The sequence below is a fragment of the Acidovorax sp. Q11 genome (assembly GCF_054950075.1).
In genome coordinates this window covers 149,467-175,998 of the sequence record NZ_JBUDZG010000004.1, presented here as the reverse complement: position 1 = coordinate 175,998, position 26,532 = coordinate 149,467, and the positions used below count along the sequence as shown (strand labels likewise).

Below are 26,532 nucleotides of genomic sequence, written 5' to 3'. Positions count from 1 at the left end.
GTGCACACGTGTGCACACCCCACACCGGGGGCCTTCACGCTGCACATCAGCGGCAAGGTCACCCGCAGCACCTGCCGCTACACGCGGGGCGGCGTGCCCGTGGTGGAGCTGGAGATTGAAGACCGCCACACCGGCCAGCTGGTCCTCATCAGCCACCGCTACCCCGACAAGGGCACCGCCAGCTGCGTGGCAGCGCGCTCCCTGGCCAATCGCATGCAGGGCCAGCACGCCGACCTGCAGGCCATCAACCCCAAGTTCAAGGCCAAGCGCATGGAGTGCGAGGCCGACCTGATCAACCCAACCCCCACCGGCGCCCCGCGCGCAGACCTTGCATGACCTCCAAGACCACCACCATCCACATCATCGACCAGCCCGGCGGCGGGATCATGGTGTACACCACCGCAGGATCGCCCCTGCCAGGCCAGCGCCTCACGCCAGGCCAAGCGCTGGCCACCGACCTGCTCAACACGTGCACCCACCGTGCGAGCGATGTGCGCTACTGGCACGGCAAAGACAAGGCCATGGAGCTGGTGCGCGACCTGGTGGACCCCGACCAATACGGCTACGCCGTGGGCCCCGAGGTGCACCGCGCCGCCACCCGCCTGCTGGGCACGCACAACCCCAACCAACCAGGCGAGGTGCCAGCATGAACCTGCAACACCTCGCCCGCGCCCGGCCCAAGTTCCACGGCGGCACCGGCAACCGCAAGCCGCACACGCCCACGCCCGGCAAGGGCCGCAAGTCCATCCTGATCTATGGCCCACAGGGCAGCGGCAAAGGCATGCACGCCGAAGACCTGTGCCGCCACTTTGACCTGCCGTATCTGCTGGACGAATGGTGGCCCGGCGAGAAGTGGCCCGAGTTTGACCACATCGTGCTCAGCCACTGCCCGCCCCCCATCCACATGCGCCACGCCATCCCCATCCAGACAGCGCTGGCAATGCTCAAGAACAACGCCCCCGGCTACCCCTTCTGAGGTAATTCCATGGCAACCGATCAACTAGACACCGCAACAGCCCCCACCACCGCGCCCGACACGGACATGCGCATGGTGGATCTGCAGCTCATCGAAGAGAGCTTGACCAACCCCCGCCGCACGTTCAACCAGCAAAAGCTGGCCGAGCTGGCAGAGACCATCAAGCAGCGCGGCGTGGTGCAGCCCGTTCTGCTGCGCCCCCTGCCTGGCACCCGCATGGCAGACACCTTCGGGTTCCGCCCCCAGGGCGCACCGCTGCCGGTGTATGAGCTTGTGTCCGGCGCCCGCCGCCTGCGCGCATCGCACATCGCGGGCGCCAAGACCATCCCGGCCATGATCCGGGCGCTGACAGACCGCGAGGCCCGCGAAATTCAGCACATCGAGAACATCCAGCGCGAAGACGTGGACAAGCTGGAAGAGGCCGAGAGCTTCCGCAGCTTGCTGGACGACTTCGGCATGACGGCCGACGCCATTGGCGAGAAGATCGGCCAGAGCCGCAGCTACGTGTACGCCGCCCTCAAGATTCTGGACCTGTGCCAGGTAGGGCGCCAGGCGCTACGCGATGGCAAGCTGGACTTCTCCAAGGCTCTGCAGGTGGCCCGCATCCCCAGCGAAAGCCAGCAGCTCAAGGCCATCAAGGATCTGACCGAGACCGACTATGACGGTGAGCTGCGCATTGGTGCACGCCGTGCTGCAGCCTATATCCGCGAGCACTACATGCTGGCGCTGGACAAGGCCCCGTTCTCGCGCACGGATGCCGACCTCCTGCCAGGCGCTGGCGCGTGCACCAACTGCCCCAAGCGCACAGGCGCCAACCCCGAGCTGTTCGCCGATGTGAAGAGTGCAGACGTGTGCACAGACGCCCCCTGCTATCACAAGAAGGAAGAGGCCCACGCACACCAGCTGGCCGAGCAAGCCCGCGCCAAAGGCCAGACGGTGATCGAGAGCAAGGAATCGGCCGAGCTGGTGGTAATGGGCGGCTACGGCCCAGCGCCCAAGCTCAAAGGCTATCGCCGCCTGGACTTTGCCGACGACAGCCCTACCGACCAGCCCCTGCGCAAAATCATCGGCAAGCAGATGCAGGCCGAGGGCATAGAGGCGGTGCTGATCGAGAACCCGCGCAAGAAGGGCGACATGCTGGCGTGCCTGCCCAACGAGGTGGTGCTGCGCTTGCTGAAGATCGTGGAAGCCCAGGCCACCGCCCCCCAGGCCAAGGCCAGCACCGTCAGCAAAGAGGCCCGCGAACTGGCAGAGCAGAAGAAGGCAGCGGCCGAAGCCCGCGCCCATGCGCAGTACGAACAGGCCTGGCGTGACGCCCTGCTGGCCCGTACATGGAACGAGGTGGGCTCCAGCGGGTTTGAGTTCTTCACGCTGGACGTGCACCGCTACCTGGTCAAGCAGGAGGCCGCGCGCCTGTCCACAGAGCAAGCCGAGCGCATCGCCGCCCGCCTTGACCTTGGCAAGGTAGGCGCGCACAGCGCTGTCATCGACTATGCCGACACCACGGCCACCCCGCATCTGCTGCACCTGCTCATCATCATGGAGCGCACATCCCGCACGGAAGACCGTGGCTACCTCGACCGCCCTGCGAATGCGGGCCTGATGCTGGTGGCCGGTGTTGCGCTGCAGGACAAGTTGCCCGTGGTCATCAACCAGGTGCAGGCCGAAGCCAAGGCCAAATACATGCCCGAGCGTGAAAAACCAGCTGCAGCGACCGATCTGGCTGCGCAAGCGGGGGAAGGTGCGGAGGGGGCCAAAGGCGGCAAAGGCGCCGCGAAAAAATCGGCTGCGCGCGCTGGCGCAAAAGCCGCCGCCGAGGCGCCCAAGACATCGAAGGCCAAGGCCTCGGCCGACATCGCGGCCGCGATGCAAGCGCTTGAGGGGGAGTCCACTACAGGCAGCGCTGCCGCGCTGCAGGGCGACGAAGCACCGGCACCAGCCGGTGCGGCGCCGGTAGACAAGGCCCAGCCCAAACTCAAGGCCGGTGCCACTGCCAAGGCCCAGGACGTGGCGCCTACGGCGCAGGGCAACGAAGCGCAGCCAGTCGCTACCGCGCAGGCTACGCCCCAGCCAGCAGGGGAGCCAGCAGCACCTCTGCCCCGCATCGAACAAGGCGCCTTAGTGCGCGTGAAGGCAGATGCGCGAGGCGCTGACGGGAAACGCCGCAAGACCTGCGGCCGCGTGGGAGTCGTGGAAACGGGCGGCAAAGACCTGGTGTTGCGCTTTGGCCCCAAGAGCCACGAGGTGCTGGCCAACATCACCAGCGCTGAAGTAGAACCCTACAACGCCGACCCGTTGATCGGCAGCAAGGTCCGCGTGCTGCATGCCGGTATGACCATGCAGCGCAACGAATACCGCTGGCGTCAGGGCACGGTCAAGGCCTGCAAAGATGACGGCTGGGAAATCATGTTCCCCGGCGTGAAAGGCGGCGTGGCCACGTTCATGATCTTCGGCACCGAAGAGCTGGAGGTTCTGGAATGAGCAACGCCACCACAACCACCAGCATCACTATCACGGGTACGCCGGTAGAACTCGGCATGCAGATCGCGACCAGCCTGCTGACCCGGCCTGTTGAGTTCGCCGCGCAGCAACTGGAACCCGATGAGTTCGAGTCATTCTGCTGCAGCCTGCTGTCAGCCACGGCCGCGATCATCGCGCGCAAGATCGGCGTGGACCGCGCCGCCATGCTGACCGATACGCTGGCCAACGTGGCCGCAGCCGAGGCCGATGCGCGCGAACCAAAGGGGCCTGTGCAATGAAAGCCCTCAGCATCCGCCAGCCGTGGGCATGGCTCATCACCATGGGTTACAAGCCCGTGGAAAACCGCACCTGGCACACCTACTACCGGGGCCCCGTGGCTATCCATGCCAGCCAGGGCATGACACGCGACGACTACGACGACTGCGTGGCCTTCTTGCGCAGCCACCCCAACCTGCGCCACATCGTTGACGCGCTGCCAGCGCCCCAAGAACTGCCACGCGGCGGCATCGTCGGCAAAGCCAACCTGGTGGCGTGCACACGTTTCCACGAGTCCCCATTCTTCACCGGCGAATACGCCCACGTCCTGCAGGGCGCCGAGCCCGTGGAGTTCCAGCCCTGCAACGGTGCGCTGGGCTACTTCAAGTTGCCCCAAGGGGTGGTGCTGTGAGAGGCGCGAAAACCATCAAGGTTGCGAGCACCACGCCCGCACCAGCGCTCCCCACCTGCGCGGTCTGTACCACCCCCAGCCGCTGCAAAACGCTGGCCCTTGGTGTCAAGGGCAGTGCATGCGCTGGCCGGGCCGATGGCCCAGACGACTGTGACTGCCTGAACGCATGCGGGGATGATCCCTGGCTGAAAGACGGCCGCTCCACGCCTTGCGAACGCCGTGCAAGGGAGGCCCGCCAATGACCCACGGCCGCAAACCCCGCCAACCGCGCACACGTGTGCAGAACCCCGTGCGCCTTGCAGCCTGGCAGGCCGCGCTGCTGGACCGCAACCAGGTCGAATCCATCATGACCCCCTTGCGCCTGGCCTTTGCAGCCCTGCGGCAAGGCGTGGGCACTGAACTGGAGTGGGCCTACATCACCAGCGCCATGAACATTGCAGACTCGGTGGCCATCACCAGCCCCGTGCGAGGCACACGCGGCCACATCGAGCCCGCACAGCGCGCCCTCGACGGCATCATGCGCCGCGCCATGGCCACGGGCGAGTGGCGCCCCACAGACCTGTACCTTGAAGAGATCGACCTGATAGGCGACGGCCTGGCCATCTACCACCACCAGCTGCAGCACCTCACACGCGGCGAATACCAGCGCGCCGAAGACCACGCGGCCGCAGACGTGCGCCGCGCCGCCGGTGCCGTCGTCATCAACACCACCCCGGCCAGCGAGCAGCTGGCGCTTGCAGGAGTTTGAGAATGATCGGCACTCAACCCACCGGCAACCTGCCTGGCATCGTGATCTGCGCGACCAGCCACGAGGGGCTGCAGGTCCTGGTCAACGGCAAGCCCGCCCGCCTGGCCATCGTGGACGAAGGTGGCCACGTGCTGGCCGCTGGCGACGACGTGGCCCGCGAGGCCGAGGCTGTGGCCCTAAACAACTTTCGCAACACCATGATGGGCAAAGGCTACCTGCGCACGCTTGGCAAGCCTATCGCCGCCACGTAGCGCAACCCCTGCCCCAATGCAAAGGCCCGCAACTGCGGGCCTTTTTCATGGGCGGATGGAGCGTATACACTCGCCATCCTTCGGGCAGCCCAGGCTGACAAATCCGACTTTGGGTGTTTTCGTGGGGGAGAGTGCTTCGCTCATAACCCCGTATTGTCCCAGTTCCGGCGCCTGGCCGGTGAGGGAGCCCCTCCAGTGCGCCTGGGGCGGTATTTTGCAGCGGTGGAAACCAGCCTGGCGCAAAGCCGACGCCACCGCAGATACAGCTTTGCCAGGCCACCAGTGCAGCCCCAGGGTGCCCCGAGCGACGGCTCGTGGCGGGCTTAGCGCTTCAACCCGAACGCACCCAGCATCTGCTCGGTCTGCTTTTGCATCTGCTCCTGCATCTGGGTGAGCATGGACTGCGACTGCTCCACGTAGTTACCCATCATGCCCTTGAGCATGGGCGATTGCAGGTTCATGAACTGCGCCCACATCTCCGGCGTCACGCTCTGTGATTGTTCGGCCAGCTTGGTCTGCACGTCGGTGAAGGCCTGCACGTTCTTTTCCAGGTACGCCCCCATGAAGCCCTGCATGGCGTGGCCATAGAACCGGATGATGTTGGCGAGCACGGCCTCGGTGAACATGGGGGCACCACCAGCCTCTTCTTCCAGAATGATCTGCAGCAGGATGCTGCGCGTGAGGTCTTCGCCCGTCTTGGCATCGCGGACCACCACCTGCTGGTGGTCCATGACCAGTTGGCGCACTTCGGCCAGGGTGATGTAGGTGGAGGTGTCTGTGTCGTACAGACGGCGGTTGGGGTACTTCTTGATGACGCGCTGGGCCGACTTGGACGCGGCACTTTTCTGTTCGGACACGACGAACTCCTCGGGCTCGAAACCCATGTATTGCAGTGCAGCACATTCTAGGGAGAGTGCACCACCGCAGCGGCAAAGGAATACCCTGATGAAGCGCCGGCATCACTTGTCACGACCGCGACACCCCTCTTTCACACGGTATGGCCGCACCATGGACCGCCAGCACACCACCACTGCTTGAACCCTATGCGGCCGACGCCATTGCGGCAGAAAAAAAGCAGCCCGCATGGGGCGGGCTGAACTCTCACCTTGAAGCAAGAGGGAGGGAGGTCGTCAACACTTTGAGCGCGACAGAGAGATCTTACGAGCCGCTTAAGACACACACAGGGGAAGAGACGCAACAGGTCTATCGAGACGTAACGCCTGCGGCCGCCGCATACACAGCCATGGAAGAAAGAGCGGGAAAAGAGGAGGGTCTGGAGCCGTCTTGCCTGCGGCCAATCGCCACGGACAAGACAAATCGATTGCAACGCCAGGAAGCGGGCTGAAAAACGAAAAAGCCGCCCAGAATGGCGGCTTTGTTTCTCCCCAAGTTTTCGAAAACACTGAAAGCTGGTTTCTTTCAGAAAAACTTGGTAGGCGCGATTGGACTCGAACCAACGACCCCCACCATGTCAAGGTGGTGCTCTAACCAGCTGAGCTACGCGCCTGTCGTTGTTTAGACTACGATTATAGCCATAAAAATCGACCGCCCTGAAAAGTCAGCTAAACAAATCATATGAATCGGCGGCATGGCCGCCACCTGAGGCCTTCCGGCCTCAAGGCGGCCCACCTCAACGCCGGCGTGCAGATCGCACGCCCTGCACGCTGGCCACAATCCCCAACACCTTGTTCAAGCGCCCCGAGTCGGCCACCTCCACCGTGAACGTCATCCAGGCGGTGCCTTTCACCGACTGGGTCTGCACGCCGACCACATTGGTTTTCTCTCGGGCAAAGACCTCCGAGATGTCGCGCAGCAGGCCCTGCCGGTCGGCGGCTTCCACAGCCACGTCCACCGGGTACACGGCGGCAGTGGCTGCCTGCTTGGGCACACCCCACTCCACATCGATCACACGCTCGGCACTGCGGGCGGCCATCTCACGAAAGTTGCTGCAATCGGCGCGGTGCACGCTCACCCCTTTGCCGCGCGTGACAAAACCACGGATGGCATCGGGGGGCGCGGGTTTGCAGCATTTGGCCAGCTGCGTCATGAGCGAATCGATGCCCACCACCAGCACACCACCTTTGGGAGCTGCGTCGTTGGTGCGTGTCTTCTTGAGCAACAGAAAGTCATCGGGCTGCAGCACGGGCTCAGGCGGGCGCAGCACCGTTTCGATGTTGCGCAGCGAAAACTCGTCCTTGCCCACCACTTCGAACAAGGCATCGGCCGATTTGAAGCCCAGTTGCACCGCCAGATCATCAAGCTTGATGGCGGTCTTGCCTTCGCGCTGCAAGAGTTTCTCGACCGATTCGCGGCCACGGGCCACGGTTTCGTGGGTCGCCTGGGCGTTGAACCATGCGCGCACCTTGGCCTTGGCACGGTGGCTGGTGAGGTAGCCCAGTTCGGCATTGAGCCAGTCGCGCGACGGGCGCCCTTCCTTGACTGTGGAAATTTCCACCGTCTGCCCGTTCTGCAGCGGCGTGTTCAGCGGCACCATGGCGCCATCGACCTTGGCGCCCCGGCACCGGTGGCCCAGGCTGGTGTGCACGGCATAGGCAAAGTCCACAGGCGTGGCTCCCTGCGGCAGCTCGACCACGGCAGCATCGGGCGTCAGCACATAGATGCGGTCCTCGAACAGGCCCCGGTTGGGCAGAGCGCCTGCTAAATCCCGCTCCCAAGCCAGCAGCTGGCGCAGCACCGCAATCTTGGCGTCGTACTCGCCGGTGGCGGACACACCGGCATAGCCCTTGGATCCGGCCTCCTTGTAGGCCCAGTGCGCCGCCACGCCGTGCTCGGCATGCTCGTGCATGGCCTGGGTGCGGATCTGGATCTCGATGGGCTTGCCGTTGTCGTCGCGCACGATGGTGTGCAGCGACTGGTAGCCGTTGGGCTTGGGCTTGGCGATGTAGTCGTCAAACTCTTCCACGATGGGCTTGAACTGCTCGTGCACCCAGCTCAGGGCGGCGTAGCAGTCCTTCACCGTGGGCACCACCACACGCAGTGCACGGATGTCGAACACCTGGTCGAAGTTGAGTGACTTGCCACGCATCTTCTTGACGATGCTGTAGATGTGCTTGGGACGCCCCTGAACGCTGGCGCTGATGCTGCGTGCGCGCAGGTCGGATTCGAGCCGTGCGCGCAGCTGCTCCATGTACACCTCGCGCTCACCGCGCTTTTCGTCCAGCAGGCGGGCCACCTCCTTGTAGGTGTCAGGCTCCAGGAAGCGGAAGGACAGGTCTTCCAGTTCCCACTTGACCTGCCAGATGCCCAGGCGGTTGGCCAGCGGCGCAAACACCTGCAACGACTCGCGCGCCAGGCTGGGGGACACGGGGCGTTTGCTGGCCGCGTGAAAACGCAGCGTCTGCAGGCGCGAGGCCAGGCGCAGCATCACTACGCGCAGGTCGCGCGAGAAGGCGAGCAGCATCTTGCGCACGTTCTCCGTCTGCACTGCAGGGTCTTCCAGGTGCTCGGCAGTGCGTGCCTGCTGCTGCACGCGCATGAGCTTGGTCGTTTCTACCGCCAGCGCAGCAAAGTTGTCGCCAAAGGCCTTGGCGATGACCTCTTCCGGCTTGTTGAGATGCACACAGGCATAGACGAGATAGCTGGCGGCCTGCATGGCCTCCGAGCCCCCGATGCCCTTGAGAATGGCTGCCACAGCATCCGCGTGGGCCAGCGTGTTCTCACCCGAATCCAGGGTTTCGCCCGCCATCAATGGCTCGGCAAAAGCGCGCGCGCGCGCCAGCGCGTTCACCTGCTCGGGCAGCGTGTGCGCGGTGGCGGCAATAAGCTGCGGAACGGTGTCGGTCTGAAGGGGAAGGGACGCGAGTGCGGGAGGGTTGGTTTTCATCCGGCCACAACACCTTCTGCCGCCAGCAGGAACTCCGTGACGGCCGCGACCTGATCGGCCGCCACCAGGGTAGGCGCATGCCCCACCCCCTCAAACTCGACCACGTGCGCCCGGGGGCCGCGTTCTGCCATCGCCTGCGCCGTCGCGCGAGAGAGCAGATCCGACTGCGCGCCACGCAACAGCAGCGTGCGCGCCTGGATATGGTCGTACAGCTGCCACAGCGCAGCCTCGCCCGCAACGGCGGACTCCGGGGTCAGGGTCTTGAAAGGCACGGCAATGGCGGGGTCGTAATGCAGCGTGATGCCGCCCCCTTCTGACGCAGGCAAGGTGCGCACCATCGCACGCGACAGCTCCAGCCACTGGGCTGGCGTGTGCGGGCCAAAGCTCGTGGAGATGGTCCACATGGCATCGGCGGCCTGCTGCAGCGAAGCAAACCGCGCCAGTTGCCCCAGGTACTGGCCGATGCGCTGCAGGGCCTCCCACTGGATAACCGGCCCTACATCGTTGAGCACCAGCCTGCGCAGCGGCGCCGGCAAAGGCACCCCCGGCTGGCCCGCAATGCCCATGCCGATCAGCCCCCCCATGCTGGTGCCCACCCAGTCCAGCGTGGCAATGGGCCCCTGCTGGTGCAACTGCGCCAGCAAAACCAGCATGTCGGCCGCGTACTGCGGAATCTGGTAGCCCATAGGGTCGGCCAGCCAGTCGCTCTGGCCGCGCCCCACCACGTCGGGGCAGACCACCCGCGCATGCGCACTCAAAGCACGCGCCAGAGTGTCAAAGTCGCGCCCCTGGCGCGAAAGGCCATGCACGCAGACCACCACATGCGGATGTGCCGGATTGCCCGTGGCATTCCACTCCCAGTACGCCATGCGGTGTTGCTGCGCCGGAGCGGGCGTGCGGTCCGGGGCCACTGGAGGGGCGGCGGAGCCCGGGCACAGTACGTAGTTCAGCGTAGGTTCATTCATGGGTGCGAAATCCGGGGTCGGCGCTCGATAATGCTTGCGGAATCCGGAACCTATGGCGCAGGCCATGGTTGCCAACTTTCCCTTGCGTGGCATCGTAATTCATTCGGAGAGACTCTCATGCTGAAAGGCAAAACCGCCCTCGTCACCGGCTCCACCAGTGGCATTGGCCTCGGAATCGCTAAGGCCCTGGCCCGCCAGGGCGCGAACATCGTGCTCAATGGTTTTGGCGATGTGGACGGCCCCCGTGCCGAAGTCCTGGCCGCAGGCGCTGCGGCGGGGGTGCAAGTGGCCTACCACGGCGCTGATATGAGCCGGGTGGCTGACATCGAGGACATGATGAAGTCCAGCGCCGCACAGTTCGGGCGCGTGGACATCCTGGTGAACAACGCGGGCATCCAGCATGTGGCCAATGTGGAAGACTTCCCCGTGGAGCGCTGGGACTCCGTGATTGCCATCAACCTCACCAGCGCTTTTCACACCTCGCGTCTGGCGCTGCCCGCCATGAAAAGCGCCAACTGGGGTCGCATCATCAATGTGGCATCGGTGCATGGCTTGGTGGGCTCCGCCCAGAAGGCGGCCTATGTGGCCGCGAAACATGGCGTCGTAGGCCTGACCAAGGTCACGGCACTGGAGAACGCTACCACGGGCGTGACCTGCAACGCGATCTGCCCGGGCTGGGTGCTCACACCCCTGGTGCAAAAGCAGGTGGACGCCAAGGCCGCCGAGCACGGCCTGTCGAACGAGGATGCCAAGAAGCTGCTGCTGGGCGAGAAGGAGCCCTCGATGCAGTTCACCACGCCCGAAGAACTGGGTGAGCTGGCCGTGTTCTTTTGCTCCCCGGCGGCCAACAACGTGCGCGGCGTGGCCTGGAACATGGACGGCGGCTGGGCTGCGCAGTAAGCCATCTTCGCGGCACTCGGCCCACGGCAATTGCGCCCACGGCCCCGGGGCCCCTGCCCTGCGGGCCCCACCCGCCACCACCTGCGGGTCTCGCATTCCACCAGACCATGACCGAGGTGGCTTCCCTAGAATGGTGTTGTCCTCCAGGAAAACCGTTGGGGCACATTGCCTCTTTCTTGCGGGCCCCTGGACAGCATCCCACCATTGGAGGAAATCGCGATGTCTGCCGCAATGATTGCCGCCATGTTCTTCACAGTGGCGCTGCTCGTGACCACGGCGTACTTCATCATGGGCTCAATCCCGCTGCTGGTGCTCAAGCATGACACGCCGCTGGACGCACGCTTTGTGCGTGGGTTCTTCCATGTCTACTATGTCTGCGCCTTTGTGACGGCCTGCGCCACGGCGATCAGTTTTGTGCTGGCAGGCCACCCTGGCATTGCCTGCGGTGCGGCCGCACTGGCCGCAATCGCTGTTGTGCTGCGCAGCAAGATCATCCCGAAGATGGATGCGCTCGGGGGGCAGATACAGTCCAACTACATGGACGCCATCCCGGGGTTCCGCAGAACCCATACCGTCGCCATCCTGATCAACCTGCTCCAGCTCACTGTGATCGTATGGGGGCTGATCGACTACAGCAAATAGGTGCATCGACCCGAGAAGCACGAGTGAGGGCGGCTCACCCCACCGCCCGTGTCCTGTCTCTTGCGGCTTGCGTGTCGCGCACCGGCGGCAAACCGAACAGCCGACCGTATTCGCGGGTGAACTGGGGCACGCTTTCATAGCCCACGGCAAATGCCGCGCTGCTGGCACTGGCCCCCTCCGACAGCATCAACCGCCGCGCCTCGATCAAGCGCAGCTGCTTCTGAAACTGCAACGGCGACAAGGAAGTGACTGCCCTGAAATGCTGATGAAAGGATGAGGGGCTCATGCCTGCCAGCGCCGCAAGGCTCTCCACCGGCAAGGGCTGCGCAAAATCGGCACGCAGCACGGCAACGGCGCGCGCCACCCGCTGGGCGTGGCTGCCGGGCCAGCCCAGGCTGCGTATGGCAGCGCCATGCCGCCCCGCCAGCAACCAGTAGTGCAATTCACGTACCAGGGACGCATGCAGCAGCGGGACAGCCTCGGGCCGCTCCAGAAGCCGCATGAGGCGCAGGGCCACATCGGCCACTTCCGCATCGGTGGGATCCACGTGTACAGGGGCATGGTCGCCCCGGGGTACAACCCCCATCTGGGCCGACAAGTCGGCAATTACCGGCAGACTCAGCTCCAGCGCAATCGAGAAATACGGCGCTGCGGCGCTGGCACGGGTAATCTGGCTCACTGTGGGCACATCGGCCGTAATCAGCAGAGACTCGCCCGCTGAGAATTCAAAGGTCTGCGCCCCCATCGCCACCTGCTTGCTGCCCTGTAGAACTAGGCAGACAAGGGGCTGCGCAATCGCATGCAACAACCCGCTGGGCTCGGTAGCGCGCACCGTGCTCAATCCGGGGATAGGGGTCTGCACCACGCTGCCCTGGCGGGCATGGGCTTCGGCATAGCGGCTCACCGCCTCGAACAAGGGAGTTGTCATGCCGCAAGCGTACCGGTTTGCCGACTTATTGGCACTGGATTTGGAGAATCAGGCAAAAACCGAAGCGATTTCGGCAACCGTCACAGGCCATGGAACCGGACACTGGATGGCACCACACACAGGAGTTCACCATGACACGAAGCACCACCTTGCACACACCCTCCATCACGCTGGTCACCGGCGGCAGCCGGGGACTGGGCCGCAATACCGCGTTGAGCATCGCCAGGGACGGCGGCGATGTGGTTATCACCTACCGCAACCAGGCCGAGGAAGCGCAGGCTACCGTGGCCGAAATCCAGGCCCTCGGTCGCCGGGCTGTGGCGTTGCAGCTCGATACCGGCAATATCGCTGCCTTCGGCACCTTTACCGAGCGCCTGCGCACTGCGCTGCAGACAACCTGGCAACGCACTGATCTTGATCACCTGGTCAACAACGCGGGCCATGGGGACTTTGCGGCGTTTGCCACTACAAGCGAGGCACAGTTCGATCACCTCGTCAACGTGCACTTCAAGGGGGTGTTCTTTCTCACACAGGCGCTGCTGCCGCTGATTGCGAATGGGGGAAGCATCGTGAATTTTTCGACTGGTCTCACCCGACTGTCGCTCCCGGGCTACGCAGCCTACGCGGCAGCCAAGGGGGCCGTGGAAGTGCTGACGCGCTACCTGGCCAAAGAACTCGGGACACGTGGCATCACCGTGAACACAGTGGCGCCAGGAGCCATCGAAACCGATTTCGGCGGAGGCGTGGTGCGCGACAACCCCGAGCTCAACCAGCATCTGGCCCAGATGACAGCCCTGGGCCGCGTGGGCCTGCCCGATGACATCGGTCCCATGGTGGCGGGCCTGCTGGCACCCGCCAACCGCTGGGTGACGGCACAACGGATCGAGGTGTCGGGCGGACAGGCCCTTTGAGCACAGCCTGCTGGCAGCCTGCCACCAAACAACCAAGCCGAGAACCCCAGGCCGCGCGGCGCATGGCCTATTCCACCAGCGTCACAGGCAATTGAAGGCCGCCCGCCTCAGCGCATTTGCACGGAGCCAGAAACAGTCACCACCACCTGCGCCTTGCCCGCCTCCACAGGCACAGCCGCATCAGAGAATGACGATGTCTTGGCTTCCATCGCCATCATGCGCGGACGGGGACCAGGCGACATCTCGTTGCTGTTCACCGCCACTTCGCGCAGGCTGTAGTTGGCAAAACCAAAGCTCTTGGCCAACTCGGCCGCACGCGCCTTGAACTGATCGATGGCCTGGGTCTGCGCCTCGGTTTCGACCTTGGCACGGGCCTCGCGCGAGAGTGCAAAAGCGACCTGGCTGATGGGCATGGACGGAATCTTGCCAGCCGCCGCAGTGATGCGCGCAAAGTCACGCCCCTCCAGCACCAGCTCTGCCCGGCCCTGCCAGCCATTGATCTTGCCGTCCTTGGCATAACGGGGGTACAGGCCAAAGGGACCAGTGCGCACATCAAGCTGCCCCGTCTGCGCAGTGCGCTTGGCTTCGGCAAGGGCTGCATCAAGCGCCTGCTTGAGCTGCGCCTGCACGGCAGCAGCGTCCGGGCCGTCTTTGCTGGCCGAGAGAGTGAGCACCAACACGTCCTGCTGCGCTTCAACCGTACCAGAGGCCGACAGCTGCACCACGTTGCGTGGTTCCTGAGGGGTGGCGGTCTGCGCCATGGCAGCGCCAAAACAGGCCAGCAAAGCCGCAGCCGTGACCAAACGGGTCGTGATTTTCATGGTGATGGCCTTTTCGAAAGAGCGCGCAACAGATGATCCGGCTGCGCAGGCCGCCACCTTACCCGCTACAAAGCGCCGCCCCGTGAAACGTCGGTAGCGAGTGTGAGAAGTCGGGCAAAACTTGTAACAGTTGGTCAAACCAGCCCCCAAAAACCGAACTTCGGCGTTCCAAGTGGTCAGAATTGGCTCTGTTACAAATTGGACTTGGGATCAACATGGCCACAACAACCAATCGCACCGACAAAGTTCTGGTGGTGGACGATGACGCGCGAATCCGCGATCTGCTGCGCCGCTACCTCACACAAGAGGGCTTTGAAGTCATGGTCGCCGAAGACGGCAAGGCACTGAACCGCCTGCTGCTGCGCGAAACGGTGGACATCATCGTGCTGGACCTGATGATGCCCGGTGAAGACGGCCTCTCCATCTGCCGCCGCCTGCGCGCCGCCAACGATCGCACGCCCATCATCATGCTCACCGCCAAGGGCGAGGACGTGGACCGCATTGTGGGCCTGGAAGTGGGCGCCGACGACTACCTGGGCAAACCCTTCAACCCCCGTGAACTGCTGGCCCGCATCCATGCCGTGCTGCGCCGCCGACCCGCGCAAGAAGCCCCTGGCGCCCCATCGGGTGACAACGAAGTGGTCACCTTCGGCCCCTTCACCTTTGACCTGGGCACGCGCGCCCTGCAGCGCAATGGCGAGGAACTGCCCCTGACCACCGGCGAATTCGCCATGCTCAAGGCCCTGGTGCGCCACCCGCGCCAGCCCCTGTCGCGCGAAAAACTGGCCCTGCTGGCCCGGGGCCGCGAGTTCGAGCCCTTTGATCGCAGCCTGGACGTGCAGGTCTCGCGCCTGCGCAAACTGGTGGAAGTGGATGCCGCCGCGCCGCGCTACATCCAGACCGTGTGGGGCGTGGGCTACGTGTTCGTGCCGGACGGCACGAGCTGATTGATCTGTTCATGTACAAGACCGAGGGCAAGCCCCGGCAGTCGTCCCACAAATCGGTGACGGCCTCGGAGGCCACCAGCCCCGCGCCCCTGGAGGCTATCCGCCGGGCGCGGGAGCAGCGCGCGCGCGTGGGCCTCAACCTGTTCTGGCGCACGTTTTTCCTGCTGGCGCTGTTGTTGGTGGGCAGCATCCTTGCATGGCTGCAGACCTTGCGCGCGCTTGAATTCGAGCCGCGCACACTGCAGACCGCGCAGCAGATTGCGTCGCTCGTCAACCTGAGCCGTGCGGCACTGGTGCACTCCGACGCCATCGCACGCGTGTCCCTCATCAAGACCATGGCCGACCAGGAGGGTGTGCGCATCTTGCCGCGCGAGCCCAAGGACAAATATGCGCTGCTGGACCCCACCGCCCTGGGCAACCGGCTGACCGACGAGCTGACCATGCGCCTGGGGCCCGACACCATCGTGGCCCAGAGCGTGAATGGAGAAAACGGCCTTTGGGTGGGTTTCAACATCAACGGCGACCCCAACTGGTTGTTGATGGACCGCTCGCGCTTCAGCCCAGCCGGTGGTCGCACCTGGTTGATATGGCTGATCACGGCTGCCGCACTCTCGCTGGCGGGCGCCGCAGCCATTGCGCGCCTGATCAATCGCCCGCTCAAACAGTTGTCCTATGCAGCCAACCGGGTCAAAGATGGCGACTTCGCCGCCAGCCATCTGGATGAAGAAGTGGTGACCAGTGAAATCCGCGAGGTGAACATCGGCTTCAACCGCATGGCACAGAAACTGGCCAAGCTGGAACAGGACCGCGCCGTGATGCTGGCTGGCATCTCGCATGATCTGCGCACGCCTTTGGCTCGGCTGCGGCTGGAAACCGAGATGAGCGTGAACGACGAGGTAGCCCGCGAGCACATGGTGGCGGACATCGTGCAGCTCGACGCCACCATCGACAAGTTTCTCGACTACGCGCGGCCCGACCATGTCACGCTCACGCCCATCAATTTGCATGCGGTGGTTTCGTCCTGTGTGTATGCCGTACAGGACCACCGGGAACTGCAGATCACCATGAGCGTGCCCGAGGACCTGAACGTGCTGGCCGACGAAGTAGAGCTGGCCCGCGTGATCTCCAACCTGCTGGAAAACGCCCGACGCTATGGCAAGACCGAGGAAACGGGCATCACCAGCGTGGACATCGTGGCCAAAAGCCGCGAGCGCTGGGTGCTGGTCAAGCTGCGCGACCATGGCGCGGGCGTCCCGCCAGAACAGTTGTCCAACCTGACCAAGCCGTTCTTCCGAGGCGACTCTGCCCGAACGGCGGCAGCGGGTGCGGGCCTTGGCCTGTCCATTGTGGACAAGACGGTGCAGCGCATGGGCGGGATTTTTGCCCTCGCCAACTCCAGCACCGGAGGGCTGGTGGCGCACCTGCAATTGCAGCGCGCCATAGATCTACCCGATGGGGTGGACCCCAAACAGCGCCTGCAACGCCCCTCCGTCAAGCGGCAACTGCCACGCCGACGCGCAGAGGACAAGCTGTAGCTTGCGGCCGAGCCGCACTCACCGAGGTGGCATTCACCAAAAAGCCAAGCAGGAGGACCACACCGGCCAAGTGCGATCCTCCTTTGCCTTTCAGGCCTTTGCCTTTCAGGCCTTGGCCTTGAAGGCGGGCAACTTATCCCCCAGGCGCGCGCCCATTTCCGCACCCAGGGCCTGCAGACCGCTCAGAGGGCGCACCATGACTTCGAACTCTGTTATCTGGCCCTGCTCGTTGAAGCGCACCAGGTCAATGCCCTTGAGCTGCTTGTCACCCACGCGGGCGCTGAACTCCAGCACGATGTTCAGGCCGTCGTCGGTAGCCAGCTGGCGGTGGTAGGTGAAGTCCTCGAACACCTGGATCACGGTGGACAGGGCCAGCATCAGCGCCGGTGCCGAGGTGTAGGCCGTGTTCGCCATGGGCGAGCGGAACACCGCATCGGGGTGCACGATGGACAGCAGGTTCGACAGGTCACGGCTGGCCACCATGTGGTGCCAGGTGTCGAGCGAGCGGGCGACGGCGGGGTGGATGCTCTTCGGGGCTTCGGTCATGGAATGTCTCCTGGAGTGGTTGGCGTTCAAAAAATCAGATCGAGGCTGCGAGCGTCGTGCCCTGCAGGATGGCGCGCTTGGCATCGAGCTCAGCGGCCACGTCGGCACCGCCGATGAGGTGGGCACTCTGCCCTGCAGCCACCAGCGCGTCGTACAGCGCGCGCAGCGGCTCCTGGCCGGCGCAGACGACGATGTGGTCGACATCGAGCACGTGCGGCTGGCCGTCGATGGTGATGTGCAGGCCCGCGTCGTCCACGCGCTCGTAGGCCACGCCCGAACTCATGCTGACGTTGCGCGCCTTCAATGAGGTGCGGTGGATCCAGCCCGTGGTCTTGCCCAGCTGGTCGCCGACCTTGCTGGTCTTGCGCTGCAGAAGGTGCACCTGGCGCTTGGGCGCCTGCACCTGCGCGGCACGCAGGCCGCCGGCCTGGGTGTAGGCGGTGTCGATGCCCCATTCGTCGTTGAACTTGGCGGGTGCCAGGGCGCCGCTCTCGCCCTCGTGCGTAAGGTACTCGCCCACGTCGAAGCCGATGCCACCCGCGCCGATCACCGCCACCCGCTGGCCCACGGGCTTCTTGTCGCGCAGCACATCCAGGTAGCTCAGCACCTTGGGGTGGTCGATGCCTTCGATGTCGGGCGTGCGCGGCCGGATGCCCGTGGCCACCACCACCTCGTCATAGCCCTGGCCCGCCAGGTCGCTGGCCTGCACGCGGGCGTTCAGGCGCACGTCCACGCCATGCAGCTCCAGCTGTCGGCGGTAGTAGCGCAGGGTCTCGTAGAACTCTTCCTTGCCCGGCACCTGCTTGGCGATGTTGAGCTGGCCGCCGATCTCGCTGCCCGCATCGAACAGCACCACCGCGTGGCCACGCTGCGCGGCGGTGACGGCAAAGCTCAGGCCCGCGGGGCCGGCGCCGACCACCGCGATGCGCTTGCTGGCGGCGGTGGGGGCGATGACCAGTTCCGTCTCGTGGCAGGCACGGGGATTGACCAGGCAGCTCGTGATCTTGCCGCCGAAGGTGTGGTCCAGGCAGGCCTGGTTGCAGGCGATGCAGGTGTTGATCTCGTCGGCCCGGCCCTGGCGCGCCTTGCGCACGAAGTCGGCATCGGCCAGCAGCGGGCGCGCCATGGAGACCATGTCGGCACAGCCCTCGGCCAGCAGGCGCTCGGCCACCTCGGGCGTGTTGATGCGGTTGGAGGTGATGAGCGGTATGCCCACCTGCCCCATCACCTGCTTCGTCACCCAGGCATAGGCCGCGCGCGGCACCTTGGTGGCGATGGTGGGAATGCGCGCCTCGTGCCAGCCGATGCCGGTGTTCAGGATGGTGGCGCCCGCCGCCTCGATGGCCTGGGCCAGCTGTATCACCTCGGCCAGGGTGGAGCCGCCCTCCACCAGGTCGAGCATGGACAGGCGGTAGATGATGATGAAGTTCGGCCCCACGCGCTCGCGCGTGCGCCGCACGATCTCCACGGGGAATCGCATGCGGTTGGCGTAGCTGCCGCCCCATTCGTCGTCGCGCTGGTTGCTGCGCGCGGCGATGAACTCGTTGATCAGATAGCCCTCGGAGCCCATCACCTCCACCCCGTCATACCCCGCATGCTGGGCCAGCGCGGCGCAGCGCGCGAAGTCTTCGATGGTCTGCTCCACCTCGTCGGCCGTGAGCGCATGCGGCACATGCGGGTTGATGGGCGCGCGCAAGGCGCTGGGCGCCACCAGGTCGCGGTGGTAGGCATAGCGGCCGAAGTGCAGGATCTGCATCGCGATCTTGCCGCCCTCGGCATGCACGGCCTGGGTCACCTTGCGGTGCTGCTCGGCCTCGTGGTCATTGACCAGCATGGCCCCGCCCTGCATGGGCCGACCGCGCTCGTTGGGTGCAATGCCGCCCGTGACGATGAGCCCGACCTCGCCGCGCGCGCGCTCGGCATAGAAAGCTGCCATGCGCTCGAAGCCGTTGGCCACCTCTTCGAGCCCCACGTGCATGGAGCCCATGAGCACGCGGTTTTTGAGCGTGGTAAAGCCCAGATCCAGCGGGGCATGCAGGTTTGGGTAAGGGCTGTTGCCAGCCGACAGAGAGGCAGGGGCAGGTTTCAAGACGGCGTTCATCGGGGGTCTCCTTTGTATTTATGCAACCAGTTGCACAAATGTAGCCAGCATCCCGCATTTATGCAACTGGTTGCACAAACATTGGACTGTGCACCCGATTCAGGCAAGATGGCGAGTTCCGAATCGTCCTTCGCGCCCTTCTTCTTCCGATGTCCCTGCCCCACGCCCTTCTCACCGCCCTGGTCGAACACCCCTGCTCGGGCTCGGAGCTTGCCGAGCGCTTCGACAAGTCCATCGGCTATTTCTGGCACGCCACGCACCAGCAGATCTACCGTGAGCTGGCGCGGCTGGAGGAAGCGCGCTGGATCGAGGCCCTTCCCGCAGAGACGGGCCGCGGCCGCAAGCGCCAGTTCCGCCTGCTGCCTGCAGGCCGCAAGGAGCTGCGCCGCTGGATCGCCGAGCAGCAGGACCCCACGCCCTTGCGCGATGAGCTCATGGTGCGCTTGCGCGCCGAAGCAGCCATCGGCCCCGCCGGGCTGGCACAGGAAATTGCCAGGCGCCAAGCCATGCACCAGGCAAAGCTGGATGTTTACCAGCGCATCGAGCAACGCGACTTCATTGGCAAGGAGCCGAGCCGCGAACGCCGTCTGCAGCACCTGGTGCTCAAGGCCGGCCTCCTGCAGGAGCAGTTGTCGCTGGCGATCGCAAAAGAGGCGCTGGAGATCCTGGGCGACCCTGCAGCCTGAGCGGGACTGCAGCGCCGGGGATGCCCCTAAAAAGAACAGGGCACCCGCCTATGTGCGGATGCCCTGCTGCGGCCCCTCTGAGAAACGAGGGGGCATGAGACGGCGCATGCTCAGCGCACCATACACGGCGACTTGTTGTTGAACTTCCAGCCCGGGATCAGGTACTGCATGGCAATCGCATCGTCGCGTGCGCCCAGGCCGTGCTGCAGGTACAGGCGGTGGGCCCGCTCGACCTCGTCCATGTCCAGCTCCACGCCCAGGCCGGGCTTCTTGGGCAGCTCGATGAAGCCGTTTTGGATCTGGAACGGTTCCTTCGTCAGGCGCTCGCCGTCCTGCCAGATCCAGTGCGTGTCGATGGCCGTCACGCGGCCGGGAGCGGCGGCGCCCACGTGCGTGAACATGGCCAGCGACACGTCGAAGTGGTTGTTCGAATGCGAACCCCAGGTCAGACCGAAGGCCTGGCACATCTGCGCCACGCGCACCGATCCGGCCATGGTCCAGAAATGCGGGTCGGCCAGCGGGATGTCCACCGACTGCAGGGCCAGGCTGTGCGCCATTTCGCGCCAGTCGGTGGCCACCATGTTGGTGGCGGTGGGCAGGCCCGTGGCGCGGCGAAACTCCGCCATCACCTCGCGGCCCGAGAACACGCCTTCGGCGCCGCAAGGGTCTTCGGCATAGGCCATCACGCCGTGCAGATCACGCGTGAGGCGAATCGCATCTTTCAGCAACCAGCCGCCATTGGGGTCCAGCGTGACGCGCGCTTCGGGAAAGCGCTCATGCAACGCGCGGATGGCCTCGACCTCTTCCTCGCCGCGCAGCACGCCGCCCTTGAGCTTGAAGTCGGCAAAGCCATAGCGTTCGTACGCAGCCTCGGCCAGGCGCACGATGCCCTCGGCGTTCATGGCCTTCTCGTTGCGCAGGCGGAACCAGTCGTTGTCGGCATCGGGCTCGGTACGGTACGCCAGGTCGGTCTTTTCGCGGTCGCCCAAGTAGAACAGGTAGCCCAGCATCTGCACCGAGGTGCGCTGCACACCCTCGCCCAGCAGCGCGGCCACGGGAACGTTCAAGTGCTGGCCCAGCAGGTCCAAGAAGGCCGACTCCACCGCCGTCACGGCATGGATGGTGATGCGCAGGTCGAAGGTCTGCAGGCCGCGCCCGCCCGCATCGCGGTCGGCGAACTGGGCGCGCATGGCGTTGAGCACGGCGTTGTGGTGACCGATGGGTCGGCCCACGATCAGCGGGCGCGCATCCTCGATGGTCTGGCGGATCTTCTCGCCGCCGGGCACCTCGCCCACCCCGGTGTTGCCCGCGCTGTCGCGCAGGATGATCAGGTTGCGCGTGAAGAAGGGGCCGTGCGCGCCGCTCAGGTTCATGAGCATGCTGTCGTGGCCCGCCACGGGCACCACGCGCAGTTCGGTGATGACGGGGGTGCTAGTGGTGGCAGAAGGGATGGTGGAGGTGGTCATGGTGGTCCGAAAACGAGGATGGGGCGTGCGAAGGCGCCCCGTGGCAGGGCTCAATCAGCAGTGATTTTTCGCGTTTCGATGACGGTCTTCCAGCGCGCGAATTCGCGTGCCTGGTAGGCGGTGAAGGCTTCGGGCGTGCTGGCCACGATCTCCAGGCCCTGGTCGAGCATGCGCTTCTTCACGGCAGGGTCGTTCATGGCGGCGATGGCGGCGTCCGATAGCTTCTTCTTGAGCGCGGGCGGCAGGCCCTTGGGCGCAGCCATGCCCTGCCACGAATAGACCTCGGCACCGGCCACACCGGCCTCGGCCAGGGTGGGCACGTCGGGCAGCACGGGGCTGCGCTTATCGCCGGTGACGGCAATCGCATGCAGCTTGCCAGCGCGGATGTGCTGCAGCACGGCGTTCACGTTCTGGAACGAGAACTCCACCTGCCCGCCCAGCAGGTCGTTGATGGCCGGCGCGCCCCCCTTGTAAGGGATGTGCAGGCCTTCGGTGCCGCTTTGCTGCCAGAACACTTCGGCCGAGAGGTGGTCCGACGAGCCGTTGCCCGAGCTCGCAAAGCTCATCTTGCCGGGGTTGGCTTTCAGTTGGGCGATCACTTCCTTCACCGTGCGGGCCTTCTGGCCCGGCGCAGCCACCAGCACATTGGGCGCCTGCACGGGCACAGTGATGTAGTCGAAGTCCTTGAGCGCGTCGTACGGCACGCTCTTGAGCAGGTGCGGCGCCACGACGAAGGCACCGAGCGACGACACCAGCAGCGTGTAGCCGTCGGGCGCAGCGCGCTTGACCGCGCCAGCACCCAGCGTGCCCGTGGCACCGGGGCGGTTGTCCACCACGAAGTTCTGCCCCAGCTTGTCGCCCATCTGCTGTGCCATGGCGCGGGCCACCATGTCGGTGGAGCCACCGGCGGGGAATGGAACGACGATTGTCACGGGCTTATCGGGCCAGGTCGTGGGGGCGCCTGTCTGGGCTGATGCGGCAAACGCCATGCTGCAAGCGCTGGCGATGAACAGGAGTTTCTTGGCAAGGAACATGGATGTGTCTCCAAAAGGTATGGTCGATGGCCCTCTGCGGGGCCTCAGATGGGGTGTGGGTGAAGGGAGAAAGAAAAGAGCGCGGCTTACTGCGGGCCGAGCTTCTTGATCAGCGCAGCCAGCTCTTCCACCTCATGGGGCTTGAGGTCCGTCAGCGGCGCCCGCACCGGCCCACCGTCATGGCCCACGATGCGCGCACCCGCCTTGATGATGGACACGCCATAGCCTTCCACCCGGTTGCGGATGGCCAGATACGGCATGAAGAACTCCTTGAGCAGTTTGTGCTGCGTGGCGATGTCGTCGGCCGCCACCGCCTTGTAGAACTCCATCGCCGTCTTGGGGATGAAGTTGAAGACGGCCGACGAATACACCGGTGTGCCCAGCGCCTTGTAGGCGGCTGCATACACCTCGGCCGTGGGCAGGCCGCCCAGGTACGAGAAGCGGTCGCCCATCTTCATGAAGATCGAGGACATGGTCTCGATGTTGCCCACCCCGTCCTTGAAGCCGATCAGGTTGGGGCAGCGCTCGGCCAGGATGGCCAGGGAGTCGGCCGTGAGCTTGGTGCGGTCGCGGTTGTAGACGATCACGCCGAACTTCACGCTGTTGCAGACCTGGGCCACATGCTCGATCAGGCCCTCCTGGCCGGCTTCGGTCAGGTAGTGGGGCAGCAGCAGGATGCCGTGGGCGCCCAGGCGCTCGGCCTCCTGGGCATGGGCAATGGCCGTGCGGGTGGGGCCACCGGCACCGGCAATGATCGGCACCTTGCCCCGGCAGGTGTCCACGGCCGTCTTGATGACCTGGCTGTACTCGGGGCCCGACAGGGAGAAGTATTCACCCGTGCCACCGGCGGTAAACAGGGCGCTGGCGCCGTAGGGGGCGAGCCACTCCAGGCGCTCGATGTAGGTCTTGGGGCGGAAGTTGCCTTGCTCGTCGAAGTCCGTGATGGGGAAGGACAACAGGCCGGAGCCCATGATGGTTTTGAGGTCTTGAGGGGTCATGGTGAATGGCGCGCGGTGAATAGTGGAAAGCAAACCCAAAGGTCGTACAAGCTGGTTCTTCTCGGTGGAAATTTGAAAAACCTTGCTTGAATAAGCGAATGTTAACGTTAACATCATCAGACAACATAGGATAAACCCTTGGTTTTAACTTCGATGAACGCTGATGCACCGCGAGACCACCTGCAGCATTGATCAGGCGACTTCCCGCTTTAGACTCCGCCACCATGCACGCCCCCGACCCGGCCCACCCTGCCCCTCTCCTTGGCCGCGACCGCCCCGCCGTCACGCTGCGCGAAGTGGCCGGGCGGGCGGGCGTGTCGATGATCACTGTCTCGCGCGCCATCAACACCCCGCAGCAGGTGTCTGAGCGCACGCGGGAACGTGTGCAGGAAGCGGTAGCAGCACTGGGCTACGTGCCCAACCTCGTGGCTGGCGGGCTGCGTTCGGCACGCAGCCATGTGGTCACGGCTTTAGTGCCCACGCTCACAGGCCCTTTGTTTGGCGAAATGGTGCAGGCGCTGACCGAGGCTCTGGAACTGCGGGGCTTTCAGGTGATGCTGGGCCAGGTGGGCTACGCGCGTTCGCGCGAGGACGAGTTGCTGCGCGCCATCGTCGGGCGGCGGCCCGATGGCATCGTGCTCACAGGCGTCATGCACTCGCCAGAGGGGCGGCGCCTGCTCACCGCCTCGGGCATTCCCATCGTCGAGACCTGGGACTTCACCGACACCCCCATCGACATGCTGGTGGGCCTGCGGCATGAAGAGCTGGGTGCTGCCGTGTGCAAGCACCTGTTTGACAAAGGGCGGCGGCGCCTGGCGCTGCTCAGTGGCGGCGACGAGCGCGCGGCCCGCCGCGCACGCGGCTTTGAAGCCGCCGCCCTGCGCCTGGGGCTGCGCGCGCCTGCAGTGCGGCTGGGCAAATCGCCCACCACCCACGCCGATGGTCGCGAGGGATTGGTTGCCCTGCTAGCCGATACGCCCGACATCGATGCAGTGTTCTGCAGCTCCGACATGCTCGCACTGGGCGTGCTGACCGAGGCGCGCGTGCGCGGCATCGCCGTGCCCGATCAGCTCGCGGTGATGGGCTTTGGCGACATCGACTTCGCGCAGACCGTGAGCCCCAGCCTCTCCACCGTGCGCATCGATGGCACCCGGATGGGCCATACGGCAGCGCAGCTGATTGCCGACCGCGCCGAGGGCCAGCCCGTGGCTGAGCCGGTAGTGGACATCGGCTTTTCCATTATCGAGAGGGACAGCGCCTAGGGCGTGTCATCCATCAATACCCCCACGCGCTAGCCGCGCAATGTGGATGGATGCGCGAAGGGGGGCGCAGCCAATAGCGGGCTATTGGCAAGCCACCCGACAAAGCAGACGCCGCATTGCGCAGCCAGCCCGAAGGGAAAGTCATCCAGGCCGCGCATTGCGTCGTTGCCATTCATTTGTGTAGCCAAGCTACACGGCACTCAGGGCGCCTAGCACTGCACGGCCTGGATGGCTTTCGCGTGGGGGTATTGATGGATGACACGCCCTAGGCACCGCCACGCACCACGGCAGCGAGCTTCATTACCAACGGCTCCATCGCATCCACCGGCACCTGCGCATAGCCCAGCAGAAAGCCGCGCCAGGGCTGGACGCGCAAGCCCACGGCGTGCAGGCTCAAGGCCGGGGCCATGATGCCGTGCTGCGCCATGAGGCGCGTGCTCAGCGCCACATCGTCGGCAGCCGCGTCGTGCAGGCGCAGGGCCAGGTGCATGCCCGCCGTGCCGCCGTGTACGGTAGCCACATCGCCCAAGTGCTGCGCCAGCGCGGCCACCAGCGCATCGCGCCGCTGGCGATACAGGCGGCGCATACGCCGCAGGTGCAGGGCGAACTGTCCGCTCACGATGAACTCGGCCAGCGCGCGCTGGTCGGCCGTGCGCCCGCGCGGGGCGGCGCGGTCCAGCAGCAGGGCCAGCGCGGGTGCCAGGGCCATGGGTACCACCATGAAGCCGATGCGCAGGCCGGGGAACATTGTCTTGCTGAAGGTGCCCAGGTAGACCACGGGCGCATCGGGCGCCAAGCCCTGCATGCAGGCCAGGGGCGGTCCATCGTGGCGGAACTCGCTGTCATAGTCGTCCTCGACCACCAGCGCGCCCGCCTGGCGCGCGCCATCAATCAGCGCCAAGCGCCGCGCAAGGCTCATCACACTGCCCACCGGGTACTGGTGCGACGGCGTGGTGTAGATCAGCCGGGGCCGCTGGCGCAGCCAGTCGCTGGCCGTGGGGGCCATGCCGTTGGCGTCCACCACAATGCCCACGGCCTTGAGTTGCGCAGCGCGAAAGGCCGCCACCGCGCCCTGGTACCCCGGGTTCTCTATCCACACCTTGTCGCCCGCGTCGGCAAAGGAGCGGGCACACAGGTCTAGGCTGCCCTGCGTGCCGTCGGTGATGAAGACCTGCGCGGCGTCCACCAACGCACCGCGCGCCACGCGCAGGTGGCCAGCGATGGCCTCGCGCAGCGCGGGCTCGCCCGTCGGGTCGGCATAGTTGAGGTGTGCAGGCGTGAGTGATGCCCAGGCTTTGTCCAGCATGCGCCGCCAGCGCAGCACCGGGAAGTCGCCCAGCGCGGGTACACCGGGTGCGAATGCGGCGGCCGTTTCCGATCCCGGCAGCAGCGGCATGTTCTGAGCGCGTCGCGACAGGCTCGCACGTCCCGCAGGAACCGGCGGCACGGGGGCGGAGCCCGCCACCAGCCGCTCTGCCAGAGGCGCCACCACACTGCCGCGCCGGGTGGCCGTGATGAAGCCCTCGGTGGCGAGCTGCTCGTAGGCGTACAACACACTGTTGCGCGCCACGCCCAGCTCGGCCGCCAGCGTGCGGCTGGCAGGCAGGCGGATGCCGCTGGCCAGGTTGCCACTGCGGATGCCGTTGCGCAAGCACTCGTGCAGCTGGCGCTGCTGCGGCCAGTGCGCATGTGCAGGCTGCGCCTTGAAGGCGCCGAACAGCAGCTGAAAATCCATGGCGATCTGTGGCCCTAAAAAATAGTCACGTTGTGGGTCTTATTTTGGCACCACACAGGATCTACATTGCGCCCCTTCATCCACTTTC

General features: G+C 65.3%; 26 protein-coding genes and 1 tRNA gene. 15 read left to right on the top strand and 12 right to left on the bottom strand.

Annotated elements, in window-relative coordinates:
• The 8 genes from ACYZGB_RS05645 to ACYZGB_RS05610 all read left to right on the top strand — a co-directional run bounded on the left by ACYZGB_RS05645 (position 1) and on the right by ACYZGB_RS05610 (position 5,123).
• A complete protein-coding gene (locus ACYZGB_RS05645; protein WP_462387248.1) occupies positions 1-336 on the top strand; it encodes a hypothetical protein in 336 nt (111 codons plus the stop codon).
• Complete coding sequence (locus ACYZGB_RS05640; RefSeq protein WP_462387246.1) at positions 333-650, top strand: hypothetical protein; 318 nt, start codon at positions 333-335, stop codon at positions 648-650. Before ACYZGB_RS05645 ends, ACYZGB_RS05640 begins: the two co-directional genes overlap by 4 nt.
• The gene (locus ACYZGB_RS05635; protein ID WP_462387245.1) at positions 647-976 is read left to right on the top strand and encodes a hypothetical protein; all 330 of its coding nucleotides are present in this window, start codon (positions 647-649) and stop codon (positions 974-976) included. The genes ACYZGB_RS05640 and ACYZGB_RS05635 overlap by 4 nt, the downstream gene beginning before the upstream one ends.
• A gap of 9 nt (positions 977-985) precedes the next feature.
• Positions 986-3,457: a ParB/RepB/Spo0J family partition protein gene (locus ACYZGB_RS05630; protein ID WP_462387244.1), complete on the top strand. Its 2,472-nt coding sequence runs from the start codon at positions 986-988 to the stop codon at positions 3,455-3,457.
• Positions 3,454-3,735, top strand: a complete 282-nt coding sequence (locus tag ACYZGB_RS05625) for a hypothetical protein (protein ID WP_462387243.1) — start codon at positions 3,454-3,456, stop codon at positions 3,733-3,735. Before ACYZGB_RS05630 ends, ACYZGB_RS05625 begins: the two co-directional genes overlap by 4 nt.
• Complete coding sequence (locus tag ACYZGB_RS05620; RefSeq protein WP_462387242.1) at positions 3,732-4,124, top strand: ASCH domain-containing protein; 393 nt, start codon at positions 3,732-3,734, stop codon at positions 4,122-4,124. Before ACYZGB_RS05625 ends, ACYZGB_RS05620 begins: the two co-directional genes overlap by 4 nt.
• 238 nt (positions 4,125-4,362) lie before the next feature.
• Positions 4,363-4,872 (top strand): hypothetical protein, encoded by a 510-nt coding sequence (locus tag ACYZGB_RS05615; protein WP_462387240.1) that lies wholly within the window; start codon positions 4,363-4,365, stop codon positions 4,870-4,872.
• A gap of 2 nt (positions 4,873-4,874) precedes the next feature.
• Positions 4,875-5,123 carry a hypothetical protein gene (locus ACYZGB_RS05610; RefSeq protein ID WP_462387239.1) on the top strand — a complete coding sequence of 83 codons (249 nt, stop codon included), beginning with the start codon at positions 4,875-4,877 and terminating at the stop codon, positions 5,121-5,123.
• 323 nt (positions 5,124-5,446) lie between these two features.
• Here ACYZGB_RS05610 and phaR read toward each other — a convergent pair whose 3' ends face one another.
• The 4 genes from phaR to ACYZGB_RS05590 all read right to left on the bottom strand — a co-directional run bounded on the left by phaR (position 5,447) and on the right by ACYZGB_RS05590 (position 9,932).
• The gene (gene phaR / locus ACYZGB_RS05605) at positions 5,447-6,007 is read right to left on the bottom strand and encodes a polyhydroxyalkanoate synthesis repressor PhaR (protein WP_063459464.1); all 561 of its coding nucleotides are present in this window, start codon (positions 6,005-6,007) and stop codon (positions 5,447-5,449) included.
• A 546-nt stretch (positions 6,008-6,553) separates the two neighbouring features.
• Positions 6,554-6,630, bottom strand: a tRNA-Val gene (locus ACYZGB_RS05600).
• A gap of 123 nt (positions 6,631-6,753) precedes the next feature.
• Positions 6,754-8,967 (bottom strand): RelA/SpoT family protein, encoded by a 2,214-nt coding sequence (locus ACYZGB_RS05595; protein ID WP_462387238.1) that lies wholly within the window; start codon positions 8,965-8,967, stop codon positions 6,754-6,756.
• Positions 8,964-9,932, bottom strand: a complete 969-nt coding sequence (locus ACYZGB_RS05590) for an alpha/beta fold hydrolase (RefSeq protein ID WP_462387236.1) — start codon at positions 9,930-9,932, stop codon at positions 8,964-8,966. The genes ACYZGB_RS05595 and ACYZGB_RS05590 overlap by 4 nt, the downstream gene beginning before the upstream one ends.
• A 117-nt stretch (positions 9,933-10,049) precedes the next feature.
• Here ACYZGB_RS05590 and ACYZGB_RS05585 point away from each other — a divergent pair, with 117 nt between their 5' ends.
• Together ACYZGB_RS05585 and ACYZGB_RS05580 are read left to right on the top strand one after the other, a co-directional pair.
• Positions 10,050-10,832, top strand: coding sequence for a 3-hydroxybutyrate dehydrogenase (locus tag ACYZGB_RS05585; protein WP_462387235.1), 783 nt, complete (start codon positions 10,050-10,052; stop codon positions 10,830-10,832).
• Positions 10,833-11,051: 219 nt separating this feature from the next.
• Positions 11,052-11,474, top strand: coding sequence for a hypothetical protein (locus ACYZGB_RS05580; RefSeq protein ID WP_462387233.1), 423 nt, complete (start codon positions 11,052-11,054; stop codon positions 11,472-11,474).
• A gap of 34 nt (positions 11,475-11,508) precedes the next feature.
• Here the strand turns inward: ACYZGB_RS05580 and ACYZGB_RS05575 are convergent, their stop codons facing one another.
• Positions 11,509-12,402 carry an AraC family transcriptional regulator gene (locus ACYZGB_RS05575; protein WP_462387231.1) on the bottom strand — a complete coding sequence of 298 codons (894 nt, stop codon included), beginning with the start codon at positions 12,400-12,402 and terminating at the stop codon, positions 11,509-11,511.
• A 131-nt stretch (positions 12,403-12,533) separates the two neighbouring features.
• Between ACYZGB_RS05575 and ACYZGB_RS05570 the strand changes: the two genes are divergently transcribed.
• Positions 12,534-13,313 (top strand): SDR family oxidoreductase, encoded by a 780-nt coding sequence (locus tag ACYZGB_RS05570; protein ID WP_462387230.1) that lies wholly within the window; start codon positions 12,534-12,536, stop codon positions 13,311-13,313.
• Between the two features lie 107 nt (positions 13,314-13,420).
• Here ACYZGB_RS05570 and ACYZGB_RS05565 read toward each other — a convergent pair whose 3' ends face one another.
• Positions 13,421-14,134, bottom strand: a complete 714-nt coding sequence (locus tag ACYZGB_RS05565; protein ID WP_462387229.1) for an SIMPL domain-containing protein — start codon at positions 14,132-14,134, stop codon at positions 13,421-13,423.
• 215 nt (positions 14,135-14,349) lie between these two features.
• Here ACYZGB_RS05565 and ompR point away from each other — a divergent pair, with 215 nt between their 5' ends.
• Both ompR and ACYZGB_RS05555 read left to right on the top strand, forming a co-directional pair.
• Positions 14,350-15,081: an osmolarity response regulator transcription factor OmpR gene (gene ompR, locus ACYZGB_RS05560; protein WP_010460834.1), complete on the top strand. Its 732-nt coding sequence runs from the start codon at positions 14,350-14,352 to the stop codon at positions 15,079-15,081.
• 11 nt (positions 15,082-15,092) lie between these two features.
• Positions 15,093-16,616, top strand: coding sequence for a sensor histidine kinase (locus tag ACYZGB_RS05555; RefSeq protein WP_462387228.1), 1,524 nt, complete (start codon positions 15,093-15,095; stop codon positions 16,614-16,616).
• 105 nt (positions 16,617-16,721) lie between these two features.
• Here ACYZGB_RS05555 and ACYZGB_RS05550 read toward each other — a convergent pair whose 3' ends face one another.
• The gene (locus ACYZGB_RS05550) at positions 16,722-17,162 is read right to left on the bottom strand and encodes a nuclear transport factor 2 family protein (protein WP_462387227.1); all 441 of its coding nucleotides are present in this window, start codon (positions 17,160-17,162) and stop codon (positions 16,722-16,724) included.
• A gap of 34 nt (positions 17,163-17,196) precedes the next feature.
• Positions 17,197-19,263: an NADPH-dependent 2,4-dienoyl-CoA reductase gene (locus ACYZGB_RS05545; RefSeq protein ID WP_462387225.1), complete on the bottom strand. Its 2,067-nt coding sequence runs from the start codon at positions 19,261-19,263 to the stop codon at positions 17,197-17,199.
• A 149-nt stretch (positions 19,264-19,412) separates the two neighbouring features.
• Between ACYZGB_RS05545 and ACYZGB_RS05540 the strand changes: the two genes are divergently transcribed.
• Positions 19,413-19,949 carry a PadR family transcriptional regulator gene (locus ACYZGB_RS05540; protein ID WP_462387224.1) on the top strand — a complete coding sequence of 179 codons (537 nt, stop codon included), beginning with the start codon at positions 19,413-19,415 and terminating at the stop codon, positions 19,947-19,949.
• Between the two features lie 110 nt (positions 19,950-20,059).
• Here ACYZGB_RS05540 and gudD read toward each other — a convergent pair whose 3' ends face one another.
• The 3 genes from gudD to kdgD form a co-directional block, all read right to left on the bottom strand.
• Positions 20,060-21,415: a glucarate dehydratase gene (gene gudD / locus ACYZGB_RS05535; protein ID WP_462387222.1), complete on the bottom strand. Its 1,356-nt coding sequence runs from the start codon at positions 21,413-21,415 to the stop codon at positions 20,060-20,062.
• A gap of 50 nt (positions 21,416-21,465) precedes the next feature.
• A complete protein-coding gene (locus tag ACYZGB_RS05530; RefSeq protein ID WP_462387334.1) occupies positions 21,466-22,404 on the bottom strand; it encodes a Bug family tripartite tricarboxylate transporter substrate binding protein in 939 nt (312 codons plus the stop codon).
• A gap of 131 nt (positions 22,405-22,535) precedes the next feature.
• Positions 22,536-23,447: a 5-dehydro-4-deoxyglucarate dehydratase gene (kdgD, locus tag ACYZGB_RS05525; protein ID WP_462387220.1), complete on the bottom strand. Its 912-nt coding sequence runs from the start codon at positions 23,445-23,447 to the stop codon at positions 22,536-22,538.
• Between the two features lie 224 nt (positions 23,448-23,671).
• Here kdgD and ACYZGB_RS05520 point away from each other — a divergent pair, with 224 nt between their 5' ends.
• Positions 23,672-24,709, top strand: coding sequence for a LacI family DNA-binding transcriptional regulator (locus ACYZGB_RS05520; protein WP_462387218.1), 1,038 nt, complete (start codon positions 23,672-23,674; stop codon positions 24,707-24,709).
• Positions 24,710-24,974: 265 nt separating this feature from the next.
• On the opposite strand, the gene pdxR is transcribed toward ACYZGB_RS05520, so the two are convergent.
• Positions 24,975-26,444, bottom strand: a complete 1,470-nt coding sequence (pdxR, locus tag ACYZGB_RS05515) for a MocR-like pyridoxine biosynthesis transcription factor PdxR (RefSeq protein ID WP_462387216.1) — start codon at positions 26,442-26,444, stop codon at positions 24,975-24,977.
• Positions 26,445-26,532 lie beyond the last annotated feature (88 nt).

Bases quoted from the DNA above. Each gene is read 5' to 3' on its own strand.
- ACYZGB_RS05640 (WP_462387246.1), top strand. From the start codon at position 333: ATGACCTCCAAGACCACCACCATCCACATCATCGACCAGCCCGGCGGC.
- ACYZGB_RS05635 (WP_462387245.1), top strand. From the start codon at position 647: ATGAACCTGCAACACCTCGCCCGCGCCCGGCCCAAGTTCCACGGCGGC.
- ACYZGB_RS05630 (WP_462387244.1), top strand. From the start codon at position 986: ATGGCAACCGATCAACTAGACACCGCAACAGCCCCCACCACCGCGCCC.
- ACYZGB_RS05625 (WP_462387243.1), top strand. From the start codon at position 3,454: ATGAGCAACGCCACCACAACCACCAGCATCACTATCACGGGTACGCCG.
- ACYZGB_RS05620 (WP_462387242.1), top strand. From the start codon at position 3,732: ATGAAAGCCCTCAGCATCCGCCAGCCGTGGGCATGGCTCATCACCATG.
- ACYZGB_RS05615 (WP_462387240.1), top strand. From the start codon at position 4,363: ATGACCCACGGCCGCAAACCCCGCCAACCGCGCACACGTGTGCAGAAC.
- ACYZGB_RS05610 (WP_462387239.1), top strand. From the start codon at position 4,875: ATGATCGGCACTCAACCCACCGGCAACCTGCCTGGCATCGTGATCTGC.
- phaR (WP_063459464.1), bottom strand. From the start codon at position 6,007: ATGGGTTTCGAGCCCGAGGAGTTCGTCGTGTCCGAACAGAAAAGTGCC.
- ACYZGB_RS05595 (WP_462387238.1), bottom strand. From the start codon at position 8,967: ATGAAAACCAACCCTCCCGCACTCGCGTCCCTTCCCCTTCAGACCGAC.
- ACYZGB_RS05590 (WP_462387236.1), bottom strand. From the start codon at position 9,932: ATGAATGAACCTACGCTGAACTACGTACTGTGCCCGGGCTCCGCCGCC.
- ACYZGB_RS05585 (WP_462387235.1), top strand. From the start codon at position 10,050: ATGCTGAAAGGCAAAACCGCCCTCGTCACCGGCTCCACCAGTGGCATT.
- ACYZGB_RS05580 (WP_462387233.1), top strand. From the start codon at position 11,052: ATGTCTGCCGCAATGATTGCCGCCATGTTCTTCACAGTGGCGCTGCTC.
- ACYZGB_RS05575 (WP_462387231.1), bottom strand. From the start codon at position 12,402: ATGACAACTCCCTTGTTCGAGGCGGTGAGCCGCTATGCCGAAGCCCAT.
- ACYZGB_RS05570 (WP_462387230.1), top strand. From the start codon at position 12,534: ATGACACGAAGCACCACCTTGCACACACCCTCCATCACGCTGGTCACC.
- ACYZGB_RS05565 (WP_462387229.1), bottom strand. From the start codon at position 14,134: ATGAAAATCACGACCCGTTTGGTCACGGCTGCGGCTTTGCTGGCCTGT.
- ompR (WP_010460834.1), top strand. From the start codon at position 14,350: ATGGCCACAACAACCAATCGCACCGACAAAGTTCTGGTGGTGGACGAT.
- ACYZGB_RS05555 (WP_462387228.1), top strand. From the start codon at position 15,093: ATGTACAAGACCGAGGGCAAGCCCCGGCAGTCGTCCCACAAATCGGTG.
- ACYZGB_RS05550 (WP_462387227.1), bottom strand. From the start codon at position 17,162: ATGACCGAAGCCCCGAAGAGCATCCACCCCGCCGTCGCCCGCTCGCTC.
- ACYZGB_RS05545 (WP_462387225.1), bottom strand. From the start codon at position 19,263: ATGAACGCCGTCTTGAAACCTGCCCCTGCCTCTCTGTCGGCTGGCAAC.
- ACYZGB_RS05540 (WP_462387224.1), top strand. From the start codon at position 19,413: ATGTCCCTGCCCCACGCCCTTCTCACCGCCCTGGTCGAACACCCCTGC.
- gudD (WP_462387222.1), bottom strand. From the start codon at position 21,415: ATGACCACCTCCACCATCCCTTCTGCCACCACTAGCACCCCCGTCATC.
- ACYZGB_RS05530 (WP_462387334.1), bottom strand. From the start codon at position 22,404: ATGGCGTTTGCCGCATCAGCCCAGACAGGCGCCCCCACGACCTGGCCC.
- kdgD (WP_462387220.1), bottom strand. From the start codon at position 23,447: ATGACCCCTCAAGACCTCAAAACCATCATGGGCTCCGGCCTGTTGTCC.
- ACYZGB_RS05520 (WP_462387218.1), top strand. From the start codon at position 23,672: ATGCACGCCCCCGACCCGGCCCACCCTGCCCCTCTCCTTGGCCGCGAC.
- pdxR (WP_462387216.1), bottom strand. From the start codon at position 26,444: ATGGATTTTCAGCTGCTGTTCGGCGCCTTCAAGGCGCAGCCTGCACAT.